Raw genomic sequence first — 17,100 nt, forward strand, 5'->3', positions numbered from 1 at the left:
TCACTGCACCCCTGCGAGTTGGCGCAGGGCGCTCATCTGTTGGTTATCCAAAGGTTTGGCGGCCACTTCCCACCACGTATTCAGGCCTTCGTCGAACGCCGGTTGAGTCGCAGGCATGCCGAAACGGTTTTGATACACCGTCGGCGTGCCTTTGGAGTAGTAGTTGGGAATCATGTAGTAACCCCATTGCAGCACTCGGTCGAGGGCGCGGGCGTAATGCACCATGTCGTCCCGGGAGTTGGACTGGACCAGGCCATCGATCAGCCGATCCACCGCCGGGTTGGCCAGCACCATGGAATTTGAACTGCCGACCTGGGTCGCACTTTGCGAGGCGTAGAGGCTGTAGAGCTCGCGACCGGGGGAGACGATGGGGTCGCCGCTGCGTGGAAAACTGGTGACGATCATGTCGTAGTCCCGGGCGTTGAGGCGGTTGACGTACTGCGCCGAATCGATGCGTCGCAGGTTCAGGGTGATGCCGATCTGCGCCAGGGTTCGCTTGAACGGCAGCAACATGCGGTCGAAACCGCCCTGGCCGTCGAGGAAGGTGAATTCCAACGGCACGCCGGCGGCGTTCACCAGATGATTGTTTTTTGGTGTCCATCCGGCCTCGGCCAACAGCTGAAGGGCCTGCAATTGCTTGTCACGGATGTAGCCGCTGCCATCGGTTTTCGGCGCCTGATAAACCTGGGTGAACACTTCGTCCGGGACCTGTCCGCGCAAGGGTTCGAGAATCGCCAGTTCCCGGGCATCGGGCAGTTCGGTGGCGGCCATTTCACTTTTCGGCCAATAGCTGTTCTGACGCACGTAGAAGCCGCGCATCATCTGCTTGTTGGTCCACTCGAAATCCCACAGCAGGGTCAGGGCCTGGCGCACGCGGCGGTCCTGGAAGATCGGGTTTTGCAGGTTGAACACAAAGCCTTGGGCGGCGGTGGGTTTGGCCGGGGCGAGGATCGACTGCTGCAAACGACCGTCGCGTAGGGCCGGGCTGTCGTAACCGACCACATAACCGGACGACGAGAACTCGCGGTTGTAATCGAATGCGCCGGCCTGCAACAGCTGGCGGGCGACATCGGTGTCGCCGTAAAAATTCACCGTCAGGCTGTCGAAGTTGTACAGCCCGCGGCTGACCGGCAGGTCCTTGCCCCACCAGTTTGGGTCGCGGGCAAAACTGATGCTGCGCCCGGCGTCAACCTTGCTGACCGTGTACGGGCCGCTGCCCAGCGGTGGCTCGAAACCGCCGCCGTTGGCGAAGTCTCGGGTTTTCCACCAATGCTCGGGCACCACGCGCATCGTCGCCAGATCCAGCGCGAGTGTGCGGTTGAGGTTGTTCTTGAAGTTGAAGCGAACCGTTTCCGGGCCTTCGATCACCACGTCCTGGACGTCGGCGTATTGCTGGCGATAACTCAGGCTGCCCTTGGTCATCAGCAACTCGAAGGTGTAGCGCACGTCCTCGGCAGTGATCGGCGTGTTGTCGGCGAAACGGGCCTTTGGGTTGAGGATGAAACGCACCCACAGGCCGTCAGGGTCGCGTTCCATTTGCTGGGCTACAAGGCCGTAGACCGTGTAGGGCTCGTCCAGTGAGCGAAAGGCCAGGGGCGCGTACACCCAATCGTTGACCTGCACCACCGAAATGCCCTGGTCGGCGTACGGCGTGATGTAGTTGTACTGGCCGATCTCCATGGACGCGCGGCTGAGCGATCCACCCTTGGGTGCTTTGGGATCGACGAAATCGAAATGCTGGAAATTGGCCGGGTACTTCGGCTGCTCGCCGTACACCGTCATCGCGTAGCTGCCGGCGGCCAGCGCGGACGCCGCGTTGCAGAGCAGGGCGGCACCGAGCAGCAGACCCGCCACGTTGCGCGTGAATGTCATGAAATCTTTCCTCAAAGCCTGAAAAACCCACGGCGGCCGGCGGGACCACCGTGGGGCGCGAATTCGCAATGAGGTCGGGGAAGGCCGGAGTATTGCGCTCCCCCGACCCTGACTCAGAAGTGGTACGTCATGCGTGCGAACAGCGTGCGGCCCATCGGGTCGGCGTAACGCGGGTCATAACCGCTCTGGAAGGTGTAGGCCTGGTTGGTGAACGGCGGATCGCGGTCGAACACGTTCTTCACCCCGGCGTCGAGGTCCAGCACCTTGTTGAAGGTGTAACCGGCCGACAGGTCCCACAGCGAATACGAAGCGACGCGGTCATAGGTGGTGCGGTCATAGTCGTTGTAGCCGGTGGTGAAGCGGTTGACCAACGAGGCACGTGCCGCGCCCAGGGTCCAGGTGCCGCTCAAGGCATGCTTCCAGCGCGCAATCACGCCATCGCCTTGGAAGTCGCCGACCTTGTCGGTGTACGGGCCTTTGATGGTGCTCTGGAAGTCATAGCGGTCGACATAGGTGCCTTGCAGCCCCAGACCGAACTGACCATAGGGTGTGTTCGGGAAGCGATAGTCGAGGGACACGTCGACACCGCTGGTCTTGACGATGCCCAGGTTGGCATTGCCGGTCACGATGTAGTCCAGTGAACCGTCGGCGTTGCGCACGAAGCGGTCGGTGTAGGCGCCGGATTGATCAAACACGGTGGATTCAGGGAATGGCTGGATCTGGTTGGAGATGTGAATCCACCAGAAGTCGAGGCCCACCGACAGGTCACGGACCGGTTGATAGACAAAGCCCAACGTCACGTTACGCGCCTTTTCCGGGGCCAGGCTCTGGTTGCCGCCGCCCTTGGCGAGGAACTGCTGGCCACAGTCGCGACCGGCGTTGCCGCCCGCTTGCAACACACCGCCGGTACACAGGACCGGGTCGTTGTAGTTGGCCTGGGTGAAGGAGAGGCTTTGCGGGGCGTACAACTCGTACAACGACGGTGCGCGGAAGCCTTCGCTGTAGGCGCCACGGACCACCAGTTCCTTGAGTGGCTGATAACGGAACGAGTATTTCGGGTTGGTGGTGCTGCCAAAATCGCTGTATTTGTCGTGACGCACGGCGGCGGACAGTTCAAGGCTGTCGAGCACCGGCACGTTGATTTCGGCATATGCCGCTTTCACGCTGCGATCGCCGGAAACGCTGGCGGCCGAGTCGGCACCGAGGCTGGAAATATCGTCGACGAATTGTTCGTAGTCCTGGTGGAATTTTTCCTTGCGGTATTCACCACCGAGCGCCAGGCCGGAAGGCCCCGCGCCAAACCAGTCACCGATTTCGCGGCTGACCCGACCGTCGAAGCCGACCACCCGACCGACCGCCGAGGTATACGGTCCGTGGTACATCGCTTGGTCGATGTATTCCTGCCCGGCGCTGCTTTGCGGGCCGAACGGGTTGAGCAGGCCGCTGGCCAGGCCGGCGGTCATCGCCGAGTCGCTGACATAACCGCTGGTGACGCTGGAGATGACTTTGTTCTGGTTGTACGAGGCGCCCGCGTTGTAATCCCAGCCGCCGACCAGGCCGTCGAAGCTCAGGATGAAGCGCTGGGCGGTGTTCTGATCCTTGGATTCCCGAGCCCCTGCGGCCGTTTCGCGCCAGTTCACGTCGACCGGTTGCGTCGGGTCGAGGGTGAAGTCGGTTGGCCCGGGGGTGATGCCGTTGCCCGGGTAGTAGGGCGACGATGAGTCGAGCGTCTGGCCGGTCAATGGCGCCGGCGCGACGGCGGTCGCGTTGTTGTTGCGGGCCCAGAAATATTCGAGGTTGACGTTGTGATCGTCCGCCAGTTTGCCGGTGGCCTTGCCGAAGAACGAGGTCTTCTCGGTTTGCGGAATCAGGTCGATGTAGGAAGACGTCGCGAAGCGGCACACGCCTTGGCGCGACACCAGATTGGGGCCGTTGCAGTTGCTGTTGGCCAACGGGTTGGTGGCGTTGTCACCCTGGCTGTAGTTACCGGGGAATGCGGTGCCGGACGTTTGATCCAGGCCACGTTCAGGCCGGTAAGAGGTGGCGAAGCTGCGGTCCTTGGCTTGCAGGTTTTCCTGCTTGTTGTAGTTGAACACCCCGAGCACATTGAAGCGATCCTGCTCCAGATCGCCGAAGCCCCAACTGGCGCTCATGTCCTTGCTGTTGCCGCCGCCGTCGTGGGTCGGGGTTTCGCCGCCGAAGGTCAACTGGCCGTCGGTCATGGCTTTTTTGGTGATGAAGTTGATCACGCCGCCGATGGCGTCCGTGCCGTAAAGGGCCGAGGCGCCGTCGCGCAGGACCTCCACCCGGTCGATGGCCGCGAAGGGGATCAGGTTCAGATCGACCCCGGCGCCATTGGAGGTGTTGGTGCCGGACAGGGCGTTGTTCGCCAGGCGTCGGCCGTTGAGCAGGATCAGCGTCTTGTTCGCACCGATGCCGCGCATGTCGGCATAGGACGCGCCGCCACTGCCCGAACCGACCGAGCTGGAACTATTGATTACCGACTGACTGCCCGTGACCCGTTGCAGCAACTCGGCAGTGGTGCTCACGCCTTGTTTGCGCAAGTCATCGGCGCGTAGCACGGTAATCGGCACCGCCGTTTCCGCATCGACCCGGCGAATCGCCGAGCCCGTCACTTCCACCCGTTGCAGCTGCGTGGTGGCCGGTGCCACGGCGGCCGGGACGACTTTACTGCTGTCGTCCTCGGTGCCGGCCTCTGCGGCATGCAACGACCCGGCGCTCATCCCCATGGCCACCAGGTACAACGGAACAAAACGGTGACGTTGAATCATCGCCACCAACGGCTTGAGCGTGAAACGCGGAGTGTTCATCAGCATGGTTATTTCCGACTTTATTAGACGTTTATCGAAATGGCCTTGTGAGCCCTCATTGCTCCGGCATCGGTGGTACCGCGCGCGGAAAACCACTTTCTTCAAGCAAGCCGATCCCCTCCGAAGACGCGGTGCGTTTTTTCGGTCGGCTGATTGCGACGGGAATCAACGAACGGTGCCGGGCGACACCCTCACTGCACGCCCGGCACCGGACTCAGCGGGTGGTCATCACCGATATCTTGGTAATGCCCGAGCGCTCGATCGAGGCCATGGCTTTGGCCACCTGGCCGTAATTGACCGCGGAGTCGGCCTGCAACTGCACGCGGACCTCGCTGTCCTTGGCCTTGACCTCCTTGAGGCTGGCCTCCAGGGACTCGGGCGCGACCTCGGTCTTGGCCAGGTAAAACTTGCCGTCCTGATCGACGCTGACCACCACCGGGTCTTTCTTTTCGGCGGGGGCCACGGCATCGGTTTTCGGCAAGTTGACCTTGATCGCGTTGGTCATCAGCGGCGCGGTGACGATGAACACCACCAGCAGCACGAGCATCACGTCCACCAGCGGCGTGACGTTCATTTCGCTGAGCACTTCATCGCTGTCTTGAGTGGAAAAGGACATTAGCTGGCCTCCCGCACGGCGGCTGTGGTTTTGCTGGCGATGGCCTGGCGAGTGATGGAAAACGCGCTGCGCGAGGCGAGGGCGTCGAAGTCGTGGGCGAAGTCATCCATGTCCGCCGAGGCGAGTTTCAAGCGGCGCAGGAAGAAGTTGTAAATCAGCACCGCCGGCACCGCGACGGCGATGCCGACGCCGGTGGCGATCAGCGCGTGACCGATGGGCCCGGCCACGGTTTCCAGGCTGGCGGAACCGCTGGCACCGATGCTTTGCAGGGCTTCCATAATCCCCCATACGGTGCCGAACAAACCAATGAACGGCGCGGTGCTGCCAATACTGGCGAGAATCGCCTGGCCGTTTTCCAGGGAGCGGCGTTCCTTCTGGATCTGCTGGCGCAGGTTGCGTTCCAGACGGTCAGAGCGGTTGATGGTGTGGGCCAGTTGCTGGGTGGTACGCGGCGATTCGTCGACCAGCAAGGCTTCAAAACCGCTGCTGGCGATCCGCGCCAAAGAGCCCGGGTATTGGCTGGCGTGCTCGGCGGCGGTGAGCAGATCCGGCGCGCCCCAGAAGGCTTTGCTGAACTGTTTGTTCTGGGATTTCTGCCGCAGGTATTGCGCGGACTTGACCAGCAAAATCGCCCAGCTGACCACGGAAAACAGCACCAGGCCCCAGAGCACGCCGGGGACAATCATCGAAGAGAGTGAATCGTTCATGGCTACACCTCGCTTGCATTAATCGGTTATGAGTTCAGTTCGTTGCGCCGTTACTGGGGCAATTTGAAGTCGATGGTTTGGGTAGCGAAGCCGTCGATGGGCGTGTCGCCGCGTTTGGCCGGGATAAACTTCCAGGCTTTCACCGCCGCGACCGCTGCCTCGTCCAGTTGGGGCTTGCCGCTGGATTTGGTCACCGTCACCGCGCCGGCACGTCCGTTGGCCAGCACCTGAATACGCAGTACAACGGTGCCTTCCCAGCTCCGGCGCAACGCCAGGGACGGGTATTGCGGCGGCGGGTTACCGAGGCTGGCGAGGCCGGAAACGGCGGCCGACTCTTTCACCGGGCCGGGGGCGGCGGCGGGTGCCGGTGGCGCGCTCGGCGTCGAAGGAGCGGCGGGTGCTGCCGGTTGAGCGGGGGCGGGTGGGGCTTTCGGCGGCTCGACTTTTTTCACCGGTTTGGGCTTTTCCACCGGTTTCGGTTTTTCGATGGGCTTGGGTTTCTCCACCGGTTTGGGCGGCGGCTTGAGCGCATCCTCATCCTCCACCGGCTGCTCGGGTTCAGGCGGCGGAGGCGGCGGTTCCGGGGTCGGCGGCGCGGGAGGCGTCGGGCTGGTGAGCTCGACGGTCATCTCTGGAATTTCGGGAGGCGTGGGCAGCGGTTCGGCCTTGGCCTGCTGGAAAAACCACCAGGCACCGCCATGTATCAGCGCTGATACCGCCACCAGCAACAGCACCTGTTGCTTGCTCAACCCACCGGGTTTCGAGGTGTTGCTTTTATAGGGAAGACTGCCCGATGCCGGCAAGATCGGATCATCCCGTAACGGCCCCGGCAGGGTTCTGTGCTTTACCGCATCGTTCATTAAAGCTCCCTCGGGTAGATGAAGGGCAATAAGGTGCCGTGCGAACATTGGTGCAATGTTCGAGTGTTTTATTTCAACCTTTTCAAGGGTGTGCGCAAGCCGATAGTTGGACTATCTATTGAAACGGTTTGCGCAGATTACTGGCTCAGCGCCATCGACTTCGTCTGTTCATTATCATTTCCCTGATTGATCTCTTATTGGGTGAGGCGGCTAATGTATCGACGCTGTCTCATGTTCGTTACATAGCAACCGCTGTGCCAAATATTGCTGTCCGGTTGGACGATTATTTCAGCAACGTTACCCATGTCGCATTTATATAAGTTTTACGAGGTGACTCGCTTATTGCTGACAAAGCCTGGCCGTTCACCTCTAAAAGCTGTGCTTTTTCAGGGGCGAGTGTTGCCGGTCGCCATGTTCCGTTAATCAGCGGAACAGAGCGGCTGCGGGCCTGTGCGTCAATGCACGCAATGGTGCGCGACGGTTTGATTTGGTGCGTGTCAGTGTTTTAGCGGGTCACCGGGCTATTCCTCGTTTTTGTCCAAATGAAATCGGTAGCTGCCAGCAACATGAGTTAAACGCGCAGGGACACTTTTGGTGCGTTTATTAAAACTAACTTTTAAGCGCGACGGCGGTATGTAAATGGTTCGGGCAAGTTATTGTCGGACAATATCCAGCGATCGATCATTAACTTGCCAGGTATGTAATATTTAAAAAATAATTAGCACTGCCCTGTCGGCGAGTGCAATCGCCAAACAAGGAGCGCGGTGACGCAATTCAGGTAATAAAGTAATCGCGAAGAGTACTGAGAGGGAAACGCGGCATAACGCTGGAGCGGTTGGCCAGGACAGGCCTTGATGACGTTTGAAGATTCACGCTGTGATTTCCTTATTGCCAGCCTGGACGCACGAACTTCTGGTTCGGCATCGCACCTTATAAGAACGCGGATAGCGTCCAATGATTGCTCTTGGTGCGGGGTGAGCACCGCAAGCGCTGTTTTGCGAGGTTAGGTATTCGCAAGCAGCGGGTGCATGGAAAAGACGTGCCAACGCTGATACACAGGTAAGAAATTTTCTACAAGGGTGCCCAACGCCCTGTGCCCGTAGCAGCTGCCTCGCGGTGCTCGACAGCTGCTACCTACACAAAGAGCGTCAGAAATCGCTTTGGTTGGGATGATTCTGTTCGATCACCGCCAAATACTGTTCAAGCGTGCCGCCATTCAACGGTTTGAACAGGATGTCCGCGGTATGGATCAGCCAGCCCACCTGTACGCCTTCGTTCGTTCGAACGTGCTTGAAACCCTGTTCACGCCAAAAGTGCCCGTCTCGGGGGTTGTTATGCACTTCACACACGCGCAACCAGTCGGCGCCCTGTGAGCGGGCCCAGGTTTCAAAGTCGTGATAGAGCGCCTGCGCGATGCCGGAGTCGTGCAGATCTGTGGCCACGAGTAACCTGCCGATGTGCCACAACTTCGGCGCCACCAAGTCCGTTACGAATTGCAGCACTGCCACCAACGGCGCGCCGGCGGGTTGATAGCCCAGCATCCAGTTTTCGCTGTAGTTCCAGCCTGGCGGCAGCTCGCCGAGCAATTCCTCTTCCGCCTGTTCGAGGGTGGCCGGTCCACCTTCCACGAGCATAAAGTAGTCTGGGTTAGCCTCGAAAAATGCGTACAGAAGCGGGGCATCTTCCAGGGTCAGTTTGCGGACGCCGAGACCGGCCACCGAACAGGTTGGAGTTGATAATTCGGACATTTTCGACTCCCGGCTCACACGCGACGACGCACAAATTTGCGCCACAGCCACACCCACAGCATCACCAGCGGGAAGGCGAGGATCAGGAACGGCAAGGCATAACTGCCTTTCTCCAATGCATCGACGGCGCCATCGGCCAGGTTATCCAGCACGTTGCTGAACGCCTCGCTCAGGTGCGACGAGCGGCTGCTGGCGCCAGTCGGCTGGAACGATAGCGTGACTCGGTTGGTGTCGAGTCGGCGCTGATGCCCGGCGGCAACCTGGGCCAGGGCTTGCAGGTCGTTCTCGATGCCGGCCTGTTCCTTGCTCAGGGCGATCAGGTCGGTGACGCTGATGTCTTTGCGGCTGGCCAGTTGGTCCAGGCGCTGTTGCTGGGCCTTGAGCCGTTCCTGACGGCGGCGGGTGTCGTCCACGGCATCGGCCAGGTCTTCGGCGCTGGTGATCCGCTGGCCCATTTCGCCGCCCTCGGCAGCCATGGCGACCAACGGCTCGACGCCGGCAGGGGCGATGCGCAAGGTGATCTCGGCGCGGCCGGCGCCTTGCTCGATGCGCAACACGTTACAGGCACCGAAACGAGCGGTTTCGCAGGCCTCGCGGGTGGCTTGCAGGCGCGGCACGATTTGCGCTTGTGGCAGCATGAATTGCACATCATGCTCATAGGCGAGCATCGCGCCGCCGCGTCCCTGTTCACCGGCTAGACTGGCCGATGACGACCGTTCGCTCGGCGAGCAGCCGCTCAGGGCCAGGCAGGCCAGTACAAACCAATAGACGCGAGGCATTGAGGCAGGTTTGCCATCCGGTTGGCGCATGTTCTTTCCCTTGAAGTGTGCAGCGGGACGTCAACAGTGCGTCCCGGGGTGCGCATCTTACCTGCTTCAATGGGTCAAATGGCAGGGAACATGCGCCCGTGGCCAGCCGTCTACCGACTGACTGTTTGTTCGCCGGGAGGGCGCGACATGTATCAGCTTTACGGACATCAGAATTCCGGCGCGGCGGCCATCGAAGCGGCCCTCGAACTCTGCGCGATCCCTTATCGCTTCATCGACGTGGCCGCCGCGGCCGAGGCCACTCATGCGCTGGAAAAACTCAACCCGCTCAAGCAAATTCCGACCCTGGAGCTGCCCGATGGCAGCATCCTCACCGAGAGCGCGGCGATCCTGATTCACCTGGGGCTGACGTTTCCCTCGTCGGGCCTGCTGCCGGATGACCCGGCAGAACGGGATCAGGCGATTCGCGGCCTGGTGTACATCGTCAGCAATTGTTATGCGGCCATCGGCATCATCGATTACCCCGAGCGCTGGCTGGCCGGGGCCGACGAGTCGTCGAGGGAAAACCTCATGGCCGGCGCCCGCGCCCGGCTGCACTGGAGTTGGGAAGTGTTTGCCGATCAGTTTTCCGGTGAGCTGTACCTGAACGATGAGACGCCCGGCGCGCTGGATGTGCTGGCGGCGGTAGTGACGCGCTGGGCCGGGACTCGGGAACATTTGCGCCATGCACGGCCGGGTTTTTTCGCCTGGTTGATGCGTATTGATCGGCATCCGACGCTGGCGCCAGTCTTCGCCCGGCATTGGCCTACCTGAATCTACCGCAACCCCCGTAGGAGCAAGCTTTGCTCCTACGGGGGGAACATTATTCCCCGCGAATGTACTGCTCCAACTGGCGAATCAATTCCGCCTGTTCGGCAATCGCTTCCTTGACCAGGTCGCCGATCGACAGCAAACCGATCAACTGGCCGTTTTCCACCACCGGCAAGTGGCGCAGGCGTTTGTCGGACATGATGCCCATGCAGGTTTCGACGGTTTGGTGAGTGTCCACGGTGATCACTGGCGAGACCATGATGTCTTCGACCGGCGTGCCGACCGAGGAGCGGCCCTTGAGCACCAGTTTGCGCGCATAGTCACGTTCGCTGATGATGCCGACGACCTCGCCATTCCTCAGCACCGGCAACGCGCCGACGTTCTTCGCGGCCATGACCATCAGCGCTTCGAGCACCATTTGATGCGGCGCAATGGTGTGGACTTCCTGATTTTGCTGGGCCTTTAACTTGAGCAGTTGGGCGACGGTTTTCATGGCAGCTTCTCTAGGTGTTGTCGTTGTTCTTGAAGAATCGTAGACGCAGACGCGCAGGGCAAGGCAGAAAGCGGCAGATAACACGCAAAAAGCGCCATTTGCTGGTTTTTCTTCGGTAATCCTCGTGTCACCGCACGAAAACTGACTAGTGGCGAGGGGGCTATCGGTCGTCAATCACGCGTAGAATCCCCCTCTGAATCAGTTTCGAGGTTGCAGTGGTGGATTTACAGCAGGGCTTCGTCCTGACCCGGCATTGGCGCGACACCCCGGCCGGCACGGAAGTCGAGTTCTGGCTGGCGACCGATGCCGGTCCCCGGCGCATCCGCCTGCCTCATCAGCCGTCGGTAGCCTTCATCCCGGCCGAGCAGCGCGAGCAGGCCGAAACCGTGCTGCGTGGAGAAAAGAACGTCGAACTGCGGCCCCTGGCCCTGCTCGACTTCGAACATCGCCCGGTGCTCGGCCTCTACTGTCAGCAACACGGTCAGTTGATGCGCCTGGAAACCGCGCTGCGCAAGGCCGGCGTCGAGATGTTCGAAGGCGACGTGCGCCCGCCCGAGCGCTACATGATGGAACGCTTCATCACCGCCCCCGTGCAATTCGGCGGCACGCCCAGCGCCGACGGTTTGCTGCTCGACGCGCAAATGAAACCGGCTCCCGGCTACCGGCCGAATTTGCGCCTGGTCTCCCTCGACATCGAAACCACCGCCCAGGGCGAACTGTATTCCATCGCCCTGGAAGGCTGCGGCGAGCGTCAGGTGTACATGCTCGGCCCGCCCAACGGTGACGCTAGCGCGGTGGATTTCCAGCTCGAATACTGCGACAGCCGAACCCTGCTGCTGAAAAAACTCAACGACTGGTTCGCCCGCCACGACCCCGACGCGATCATTGGCTGGAACGTTGTGCAGTTCGACCTGCGAGTGCTGCACGAACACGCCCGGCGCCTCGCGGTGCCGCTGAAGCTGGGGCGTGGCGGCGAAGAAATGCAGTGGCGCGAACACGGCAGCCGTAACCATTACTTCGCCGCGGCCGCCGGGCGCTTGATCATCGACGGCATCGAATCCCTGCGTTCGGCGACCTGGAGTTTCCCTTCGTTCAGCCTGGAAAACGTCGCGCAAACCCTGCTCGGCGAAGGCAAGGCGATCAGCACGCCGTACCAGCGCATGGACGAAATCAACCGCATGTTCGCCGAGGACAAACCGGCGCTGGCCACCTACAACCTCAAGGACTGCGAACTGGTCACGCGGATCTTCGCCAAGACCGAGTTGCTGACCTTCCTGCTGGAACGGGCCAGCGTCACCGGGTTGCCGGCGGACCGCAGCGGCGGCTCGGTGGCGGCGTTCACCCATTTGTATATGCCGCTGATGCACCGCCAGGGCTTCGTCGCGCCGAACCTCGGCGGCAAGCCACCCGAGGCCAGCCCCGGCGGATTCGTGATGGACTCGCAACCGGGTTTGTACGAGTCAGTGCTGGTGCTCGACTACAAGAGTCTTTATCCATCGATCATCCGCACCTTCCTCATTGACCCGGTGGGCTTGATCGAAGGCCTCAAACATCCGGATGACAGCGAATCAGTGCCAGGTTTTCGCGGCGCCCGGTTTTCCCGCACAAGGCATTGCCTGCCGGCCATCGTCGCCCGGGTCGCCGAAGGGCGCGAAACCGCCAAGCGTGAACACAACGCGCCGCTGTCCCAAGCCCTGAAAATCATCATGAACGCCTTCTACGGCGTGCTCGGTTCCAGTGGTTGCCGGTTCTTCGATACGCGGCTGGCCTCGTCGATTACCTTGCGTGGCCACGAGATCATGCTGCGCACCCGGCAGTTGATCGAAGCCCAGGGCCACGCGGTGATTTACGGTGACACCGACTCGACCTTCGTCTGGCTGCGCCGCGCCCACGGCCAGCAAGAAGCGGCGCAAATCGGCCGCGCCTTGGTGGATCACGTCAATCAGTGGTGGCGCGAGCATGTAAAGCAAGAATACGGCCTGGAAAGTGCGCTGGAGTTGCAGTTCGAAACCCACTACAAACGCTTCCTGATGCCGACCATTCGTGGGGCAGAGGAGGGCAGCAAGAAGCGCTACGCCGGGCTGGTCACCCGCGCCGACGGCACCGACGAAATGATCTACAAAGGCCTGGAGACCGTGCGCACCGACTGGTCGTTGCTGGCCCGGCAATTTCAGCAGGAGTTGTATACGCGGATCTTCCATCGCCAGCCGTATCAGGACTATGTCCGCGATTACGTGCGCAAGACCCTGGCCGGTGAGTTCGACGAGCGCCTGGTCTACCGCAAGCGCCTGCGTCGCACCCTCGACGACTATGAGCGCAACGTGCCGCCGCATGTGCGGGCGGCGCGGATGGCCGACGCCTATAACGATGAGCAGGGGCGTCCGCGGCAATACCAGAATGGCGGCTGGATCAGTTACGTGATCACCGTCGCCGGGCCCGAACCGCTGGAGATCCGCAGTGCGCCCATCGACTACGACCACTATGTGACACGGCAACTGCAACCGGTGGCCGACGCGATCCTGCCCTTTGTCGATGACGACTTCTCAACCCTGATCGGTGGGCAGCTTGGCTTGTTTTAAGTCCAGCAGCGACAGCGTCCAGTCATCCTGTATGCCGTGGAAATAGCGCTCCAGCGCTTGATGGAACAGGCTGCCCTCGGGGGCGATCTGGGCAAACAGGGTCATGGAAGAGTGAAACTTGAGGTCATCGGGGTGGCCGAAGATTTCGGCGATCGAGCGGTTTTCCAGGTTCAACACCAACTGGGTGCAGGCGCGCAGGCGTGGACCCAGCAGAGGGTGATTGAGGTACGCCGCCGCTTCTTCGGCGGAACGAATGGCGAAGTAACGCGACATCTCGCTGCCACCCAGCCCGCCAATCTGCGGAAAAATGAACCACATCCAGTGCCGGCGCTTCTTGCCGGCGCGCAGTTCCTCTTGAACTCTTTCGAACACCGGGTCCTGTGCCTGGACAAAGCGGGGCAGATTGAACGCGTCGAGCGGATCGGTGCTTCTCATTCCGAAGCCCTCTGACAGGGCGCGATGGCTCAGACCATGGCCAATCGCTGCTTACGTTGTGGCGCACGAAACGCTTGGTCCAGCGCCTCCAGATCCGTAGCTTCCAGCTGCAACTGCGCGGCTTGCGCATTGAGCGTCACGTGCTCGGGTCGGACCGCTTTGGGAATGGCAATGACACTGTGCTGACGCAGTATCCATGCCAGTGCTACCTGAGCCGGTGTCGCCTCGTGACGGGCGGCCACCTGCTTGAGCGTCGAGTTGACCAGCATATGCCCACCTTGACCGATGGGACAGTAGGCCATGACCGGCATTTGCTGTTGTTCGCACCAAGGCAGCAGGTCGAATTCGATGCCGCGCTCCTCCAGGTTGTACAACACCTGATTGGTCGCGCAGGCTGGGGCGGCGAGTTCCTGCAGGTCGTCGACGTCGAAATTGGACACACCCCAGCGCCCGATCTTGCCCTCTTCGCGCAGGCGTTCGAAGGCTTCGACGGTTTCTTCCAGAGGGTATTGGCCGCGCCAGTGCAGCAGGTACAAATCGATGTAATCGGTGTTCAAGCGCCGCAGGCTGCGCTCGCAAGCCTGGGGGATGCCTTTGCGGCTGGCGTTGTGCGGGTAAACCTTGCTCACCAGGAAGACCTGGTCGCGCAGCCCGGCGATGGCTTCACCCACCACCTCTTCGGCGCCGCCCTCGGCGTACATTTCGGCGGTGTCGATCAGGGTCATGCCCAGCTCGATGCCCTGGCGCAGGGCCGCGACTTCATTGCGATGCGCCGAGCGATCCTCGCCCATGCGCCAGGTGCCCTGGCCGATGATCGGTACCTGAACGCCGGCCAGTTCAAGGGTTCGCATGAAAAACCTCCTGTGTGAAATGCGATCTGTGTTCCTTTTGGGCAGCAGGATAGCGTGCGGGGTTCAAATGATGGCCAAAATCAGAAGATCGCAGCTTGTAGCAGCTGCCGAGGCACGAGGCTGCGTTCGCTTGTAGCAGCTGCCGAGGCACGAGGCTGCGTTCGGCTGCGAAGCAGTCGTAAAACCTGAGTACGCGGTCTTCCTGAAACACCGCGCCGCCTGATTTCACGACTGCATCGCAGCCGAACGCAGCCTCGTGCCTCGGCAGCTGCTACAGGGGAAGTGTTTTATTTGGTGGAGAACTTGAACACGGTGTGCTGGGTGTAGGTCTTGCCCGGATCCAGCCGCGTGCTCGGGAAGTTCGCCTGGTTCGGCGAGTCGGGATAGTGCTGGGTTTCCAGGGTGAACGCGCCCCAATGCGAGTAAACCTTGCCAGCCTTGCCCTTGACGGTGCCGTCGAGGAAGTTGCTGGTGTAGAACTGCACGCCCGGCTCGCTGGTGTAGAGCTGCAAGCGCCGGCCGGACTGCGGATCGCTGACATCGGCAGCGGTTTTGCTCACGTCACCCTTGGCATCCAGCGCCCAGTTGAAGTCGAAGCCACCCTGTTTCGGCTCGGCGAATTTCAACTGAGGGTGATCGGCCTTGATGTTTTGCCCGATGGCGGTCGGTTGGGTGAAGTCCATCGGCGTACCGGCCACCGGTGCCAGTTCACCGGTGGGGATCAACGTGCCATCGATTGGCGTGTAATGACTGGCGTGCAGGGTGGCGAGCTGTTGCAGCACGTCGCCATTGCCGGCGCCGGCGAGGTTGAAATAGCTGTGGTTGGTCAGATTCAGCACCGTGGGTTTGTCGGTGCTGGCCTTGTATTCGATGCGCAGTTCATTGTTCTCGGTGAGGCTGTAGGTGACCTCGGTTTTCATGTTGCCAGGGAAACCCATTTCACCGTCCTTCGACAGGTACGTCAGGGTTACGCCCACCGAATCCTTGCCTTTGCTCGGCTGCGCTTTCCACACATGCTTGTCGAAGCCCTGGGTGCCACCGTGCAGGGAATTGGGGCCGTCGTTCTTCGGCACCTGGTAGCTTTTGCCATCCAGTTTGAACGCGCCACCGGCCAGGCGATTGCCGTAGCGGCCAATGGTCGCGCCGAAGTACGCGGTGCCAGCCTGATAGCCCTGGACGTCATCGAAACCGAGGACGATGTCTTCAGCCTTGCCGTTCTTGTCCGGCACCTTCAGCGACTGCAAGGTAGCGCCGTAGGTAATGACCGTGGCTTGCAGGCCATGGCTGTTGCGCAGGATGTATTGCTCGACGGGCGTGCCGTCATTGGTTTTGCCGAAGGCTTTGTGTTCGCTGGACAGGCCGGCAGCGTGGGCGGGAAGGGTGGCGATCATCAGGGACAGTCCGAGGCCGGAGAGCAGGTAGCGGGATTGAAGCATGGTTGATCTTCCTTTTTTTGTTGTTTTGGTAAGTAGTCATACTAAATATAGATCGGAAGAAGATTTATAGTCTATTAGTCGATTTATTCCAGAATAAAGTCGGACTAAATGAAGGAGGTCCCGGTGCCGGTGATCGGTCGAGCACCGTCAGCACTGCACTTTTTCGGATTAACCGGCTCTATCCATGGCCAGGCTGCGGCGACTCCCGCCGCACAGGAATGTGTCAGCCCAAGAACCCATGGCTCGAGTGTCATCCCCGTTTCAAACCCGAATTCGCCTGCTGGCGTGCCTGACGTTGCTGTTCGCCAGCGGTTGCAGCCAGCAGCAGGGCAGCGACATCGTCAGCCAGTTCCGCGAAGGCAAACCCCAGGAATTCCTCCAGACCAGCGTCGACCGCATGGCCACGTTGGCGATGCACGACAACCTGGAAAGTCTGTACCTGCTGATGAGCAAGCTGTACCTGCGCAATCCCCAGGAGCTGAAAAAATCCGGCTTCCTCGATGCCCGCACCGCCGAAAAGCAAGTGCGCGAGGCCATCGAAATGCAGCAACCGCTGCCCACCCTGGGCGGCAAGAAAGACCTGGCGGCGCTGAGCTACGCCATGAGCCCGGAGTTTCTCGGGGATCGGGTCGGCGCCTTCATCTATGCCATCGGCAGCATGCTGGTCACCGCCCATGGCAATCGGCTGGAGTTCTACATGACCGATGCGATCAACCCGGTGTTCGTCAGCAACGCCGCGCGCAACATCGAGAAAGCCACGTGGATTCTCAGCCAACGGCAAAACAAGAATGGCGAGCCCTTGCTGTTCTCCAATGAGATTTCGGAGGAGGGCAGCAACCTGAGTTTCGCCGTGGAGTTCGGCAAGATTGTGGCGAGGCTGGATTTGCTGACGCAGATGCTGGATGAGCGCTATCGGCGCATTGGGTTGAATTACGCGCAGAGCCTGCTGTTCCTCAATTTCCTCCCCGTCCAGTAAACCCCCGGATCTCCCCTGTGGGAGCGAAGCTTGCTCGCGAAGACGGTGTGTCAGGCAACAGAGATGTTGGACGTGCCGGCCTCTTCGCGAGCAAGCTTCGCTCCTACAGGAATGCGGTG

Annotated in this window: 14 protein-coding genes; 3 read left to right on the forward strand and 11 right to left on the reverse strand. The window is 60.9% G+C overall.

Annotated features, from left to right (window positions below; translation table 11 throughout):
* From HKK52_RS31030 to HKK52_RS31060, 7 genes are all read right to left on the reverse strand, one after another.
* Positions 1 to 1,872 carry an extracellular solute-binding protein gene (locus HKK52_RS31030; RefSeq protein ID WP_169373910.1) on the reverse strand — a complete coding sequence of 624 codons (1,872 nt, stop codon included), beginning with the start codon at positions 1,870 to 1,872 and terminating at the stop codon, positions 1 to 3.
* A gap of 113 nt (positions 1,873 to 1,985) precedes the next feature.
* Positions 1,986 to 4,709: a TonB-dependent receptor gene (locus HKK52_RS31035; RefSeq protein WP_169373911.1), complete on the reverse strand. Its 2,724-nt coding sequence runs from the start codon at positions 4,707 to 4,709 to the stop codon at positions 1,986 to 1,988.
* A 208-nt stretch (positions 4,710 to 4,917) separates the two neighbouring features.
* On the reverse strand, positions 4,918 to 5,319 hold the full coding sequence (locus tag HKK52_RS31040; protein WP_169373912.1) for an ExbD/TolR family protein: 402 nt from the start codon (positions 5,317 to 5,319) through the stop codon (positions 4,918 to 4,920).
* Positions 5,319 to 6,026, reverse strand: a complete 708-nt coding sequence (locus HKK52_RS31045) for a MotA/TolQ/ExbB proton channel family protein (RefSeq protein ID WP_169373913.1) — start codon at positions 6,024 to 6,026, stop codon at positions 5,319 to 5,321. Before HKK52_RS31045 ends, HKK52_RS31040 begins: the two co-directional genes overlap by 1 nt.
* Before the next feature lie 50 nt (positions 6,027 to 6,076).
* Entirely contained in the window at positions 6,077 to 6,886 is an 810-nt protein-coding gene (locus HKK52_RS31050) for a TonB family protein (RefSeq protein WP_169373914.1), read from the reverse strand.
* Positions 6,887 to 8,034: 1,148 nt separating this feature from the next.
* Complete coding sequence (locus tag HKK52_RS31055) at positions 8,035 to 8,634, reverse strand: GNAT family N-acetyltransferase (protein WP_169373915.1); 600 nt, start codon at positions 8,632 to 8,634, stop codon at positions 8,035 to 8,037.
* Between the two features lie 14 nt (positions 8,635 to 8,648).
* Complete coding sequence (locus HKK52_RS31060) at positions 8,649 to 9,443, reverse strand: DUF4349 domain-containing protein (protein WP_169373916.1); 795 nt, start codon at positions 9,441 to 9,443, stop codon at positions 8,649 to 8,651.
* A gap of 147 nt (positions 9,444 to 9,590) precedes the next feature.
* Here HKK52_RS31060 and HKK52_RS31065 point away from each other — a divergent pair, with 147 nt between their 5' ends.
* On the forward strand, positions 9,591 to 10,214 hold the full coding sequence (locus HKK52_RS31065) for a glutathione S-transferase N-terminal domain-containing protein (RefSeq protein ID WP_169373917.1): 624 nt from the start codon (positions 9,591 to 9,593) through the stop codon (positions 10,212 to 10,214).
* Between the two features lie 49 nt (positions 10,215 to 10,263).
* Here the strand turns inward: HKK52_RS31065 and HKK52_RS31070 are convergent, their stop codons facing one another.
* Positions 10,264 to 10,704 (reverse strand): CBS domain-containing protein, encoded by a 441-nt coding sequence (locus HKK52_RS31070; RefSeq protein WP_169373918.1) that lies wholly within the window; start codon positions 10,702 to 10,704, stop codon positions 10,264 to 10,266.
* A gap of 218 nt (positions 10,705 to 10,922) precedes the next feature.
* Between HKK52_RS31070 and HKK52_RS31075 the strand changes: the two genes are divergently transcribed.
* Complete coding sequence (locus HKK52_RS31075; RefSeq protein ID WP_169373919.1) at positions 10,923 to 13,283, forward strand: DNA polymerase II; 2,361 nt, start codon at positions 10,923 to 10,925, stop codon at positions 13,281 to 13,283.
* Here HKK52_RS31075 and HKK52_RS31080 read toward each other — a convergent pair.
* The 3 genes from HKK52_RS31080 to HKK52_RS31090 form a co-directional block, all read right to left on the reverse strand.
* Positions 13,248 to 13,718 (reverse strand): DUF1810 domain-containing protein, encoded by a 471-nt coding sequence (locus HKK52_RS31080; protein ID WP_169373920.1) that lies wholly within the window; start codon positions 13,716 to 13,718, stop codon positions 13,248 to 13,250. The two genes, HKK52_RS31075 and HKK52_RS31080, sit on opposite strands and share 36 nt — an antisense overlap.
* A 29-nt stretch (positions 13,719 to 13,747) precedes the next feature.
* Positions 13,748 to 14,569, reverse strand: coding sequence for an aldo/keto reductase (locus HKK52_RS31085; RefSeq protein WP_169373921.1), 822 nt, complete (start codon positions 14,567 to 14,569; stop codon positions 13,748 to 13,750).
* 287 nt (positions 14,570 to 14,856) lie between these two features.
* Positions 14,857 to 16,005, reverse strand: a complete 1,149-nt coding sequence (locus HKK52_RS31090) for an aldose epimerase family protein (protein ID WP_169373922.1) — start codon at positions 16,003 to 16,005, stop codon at positions 14,857 to 14,859.
* Positions 16,006 to 16,243: 238 nt separating this feature from the next.
* Here HKK52_RS31090 and HKK52_RS31095 point away from each other — a divergent pair, with 238 nt between their 5' ends.
* Positions 16,244 to 16,981, forward strand: a complete 738-nt coding sequence (locus HKK52_RS31095; RefSeq protein ID WP_169373923.1) for a hypothetical protein — start codon at positions 16,244 to 16,246, stop codon at positions 16,979 to 16,981.
* The last annotated feature ends 119 nt before the right edge of the window (positions 16,982 to 17,100 follow it).

Origin of the sequence: Pseudomonas sp. ADAK2 (genome assembly GCF_012935755.1) — a bacterium.
Classification (GTDB): Bacteria; Pseudomonadota; Gammaproteobacteria; order Pseudomonadales; family Pseudomonadaceae; genus Aquipseudomonas.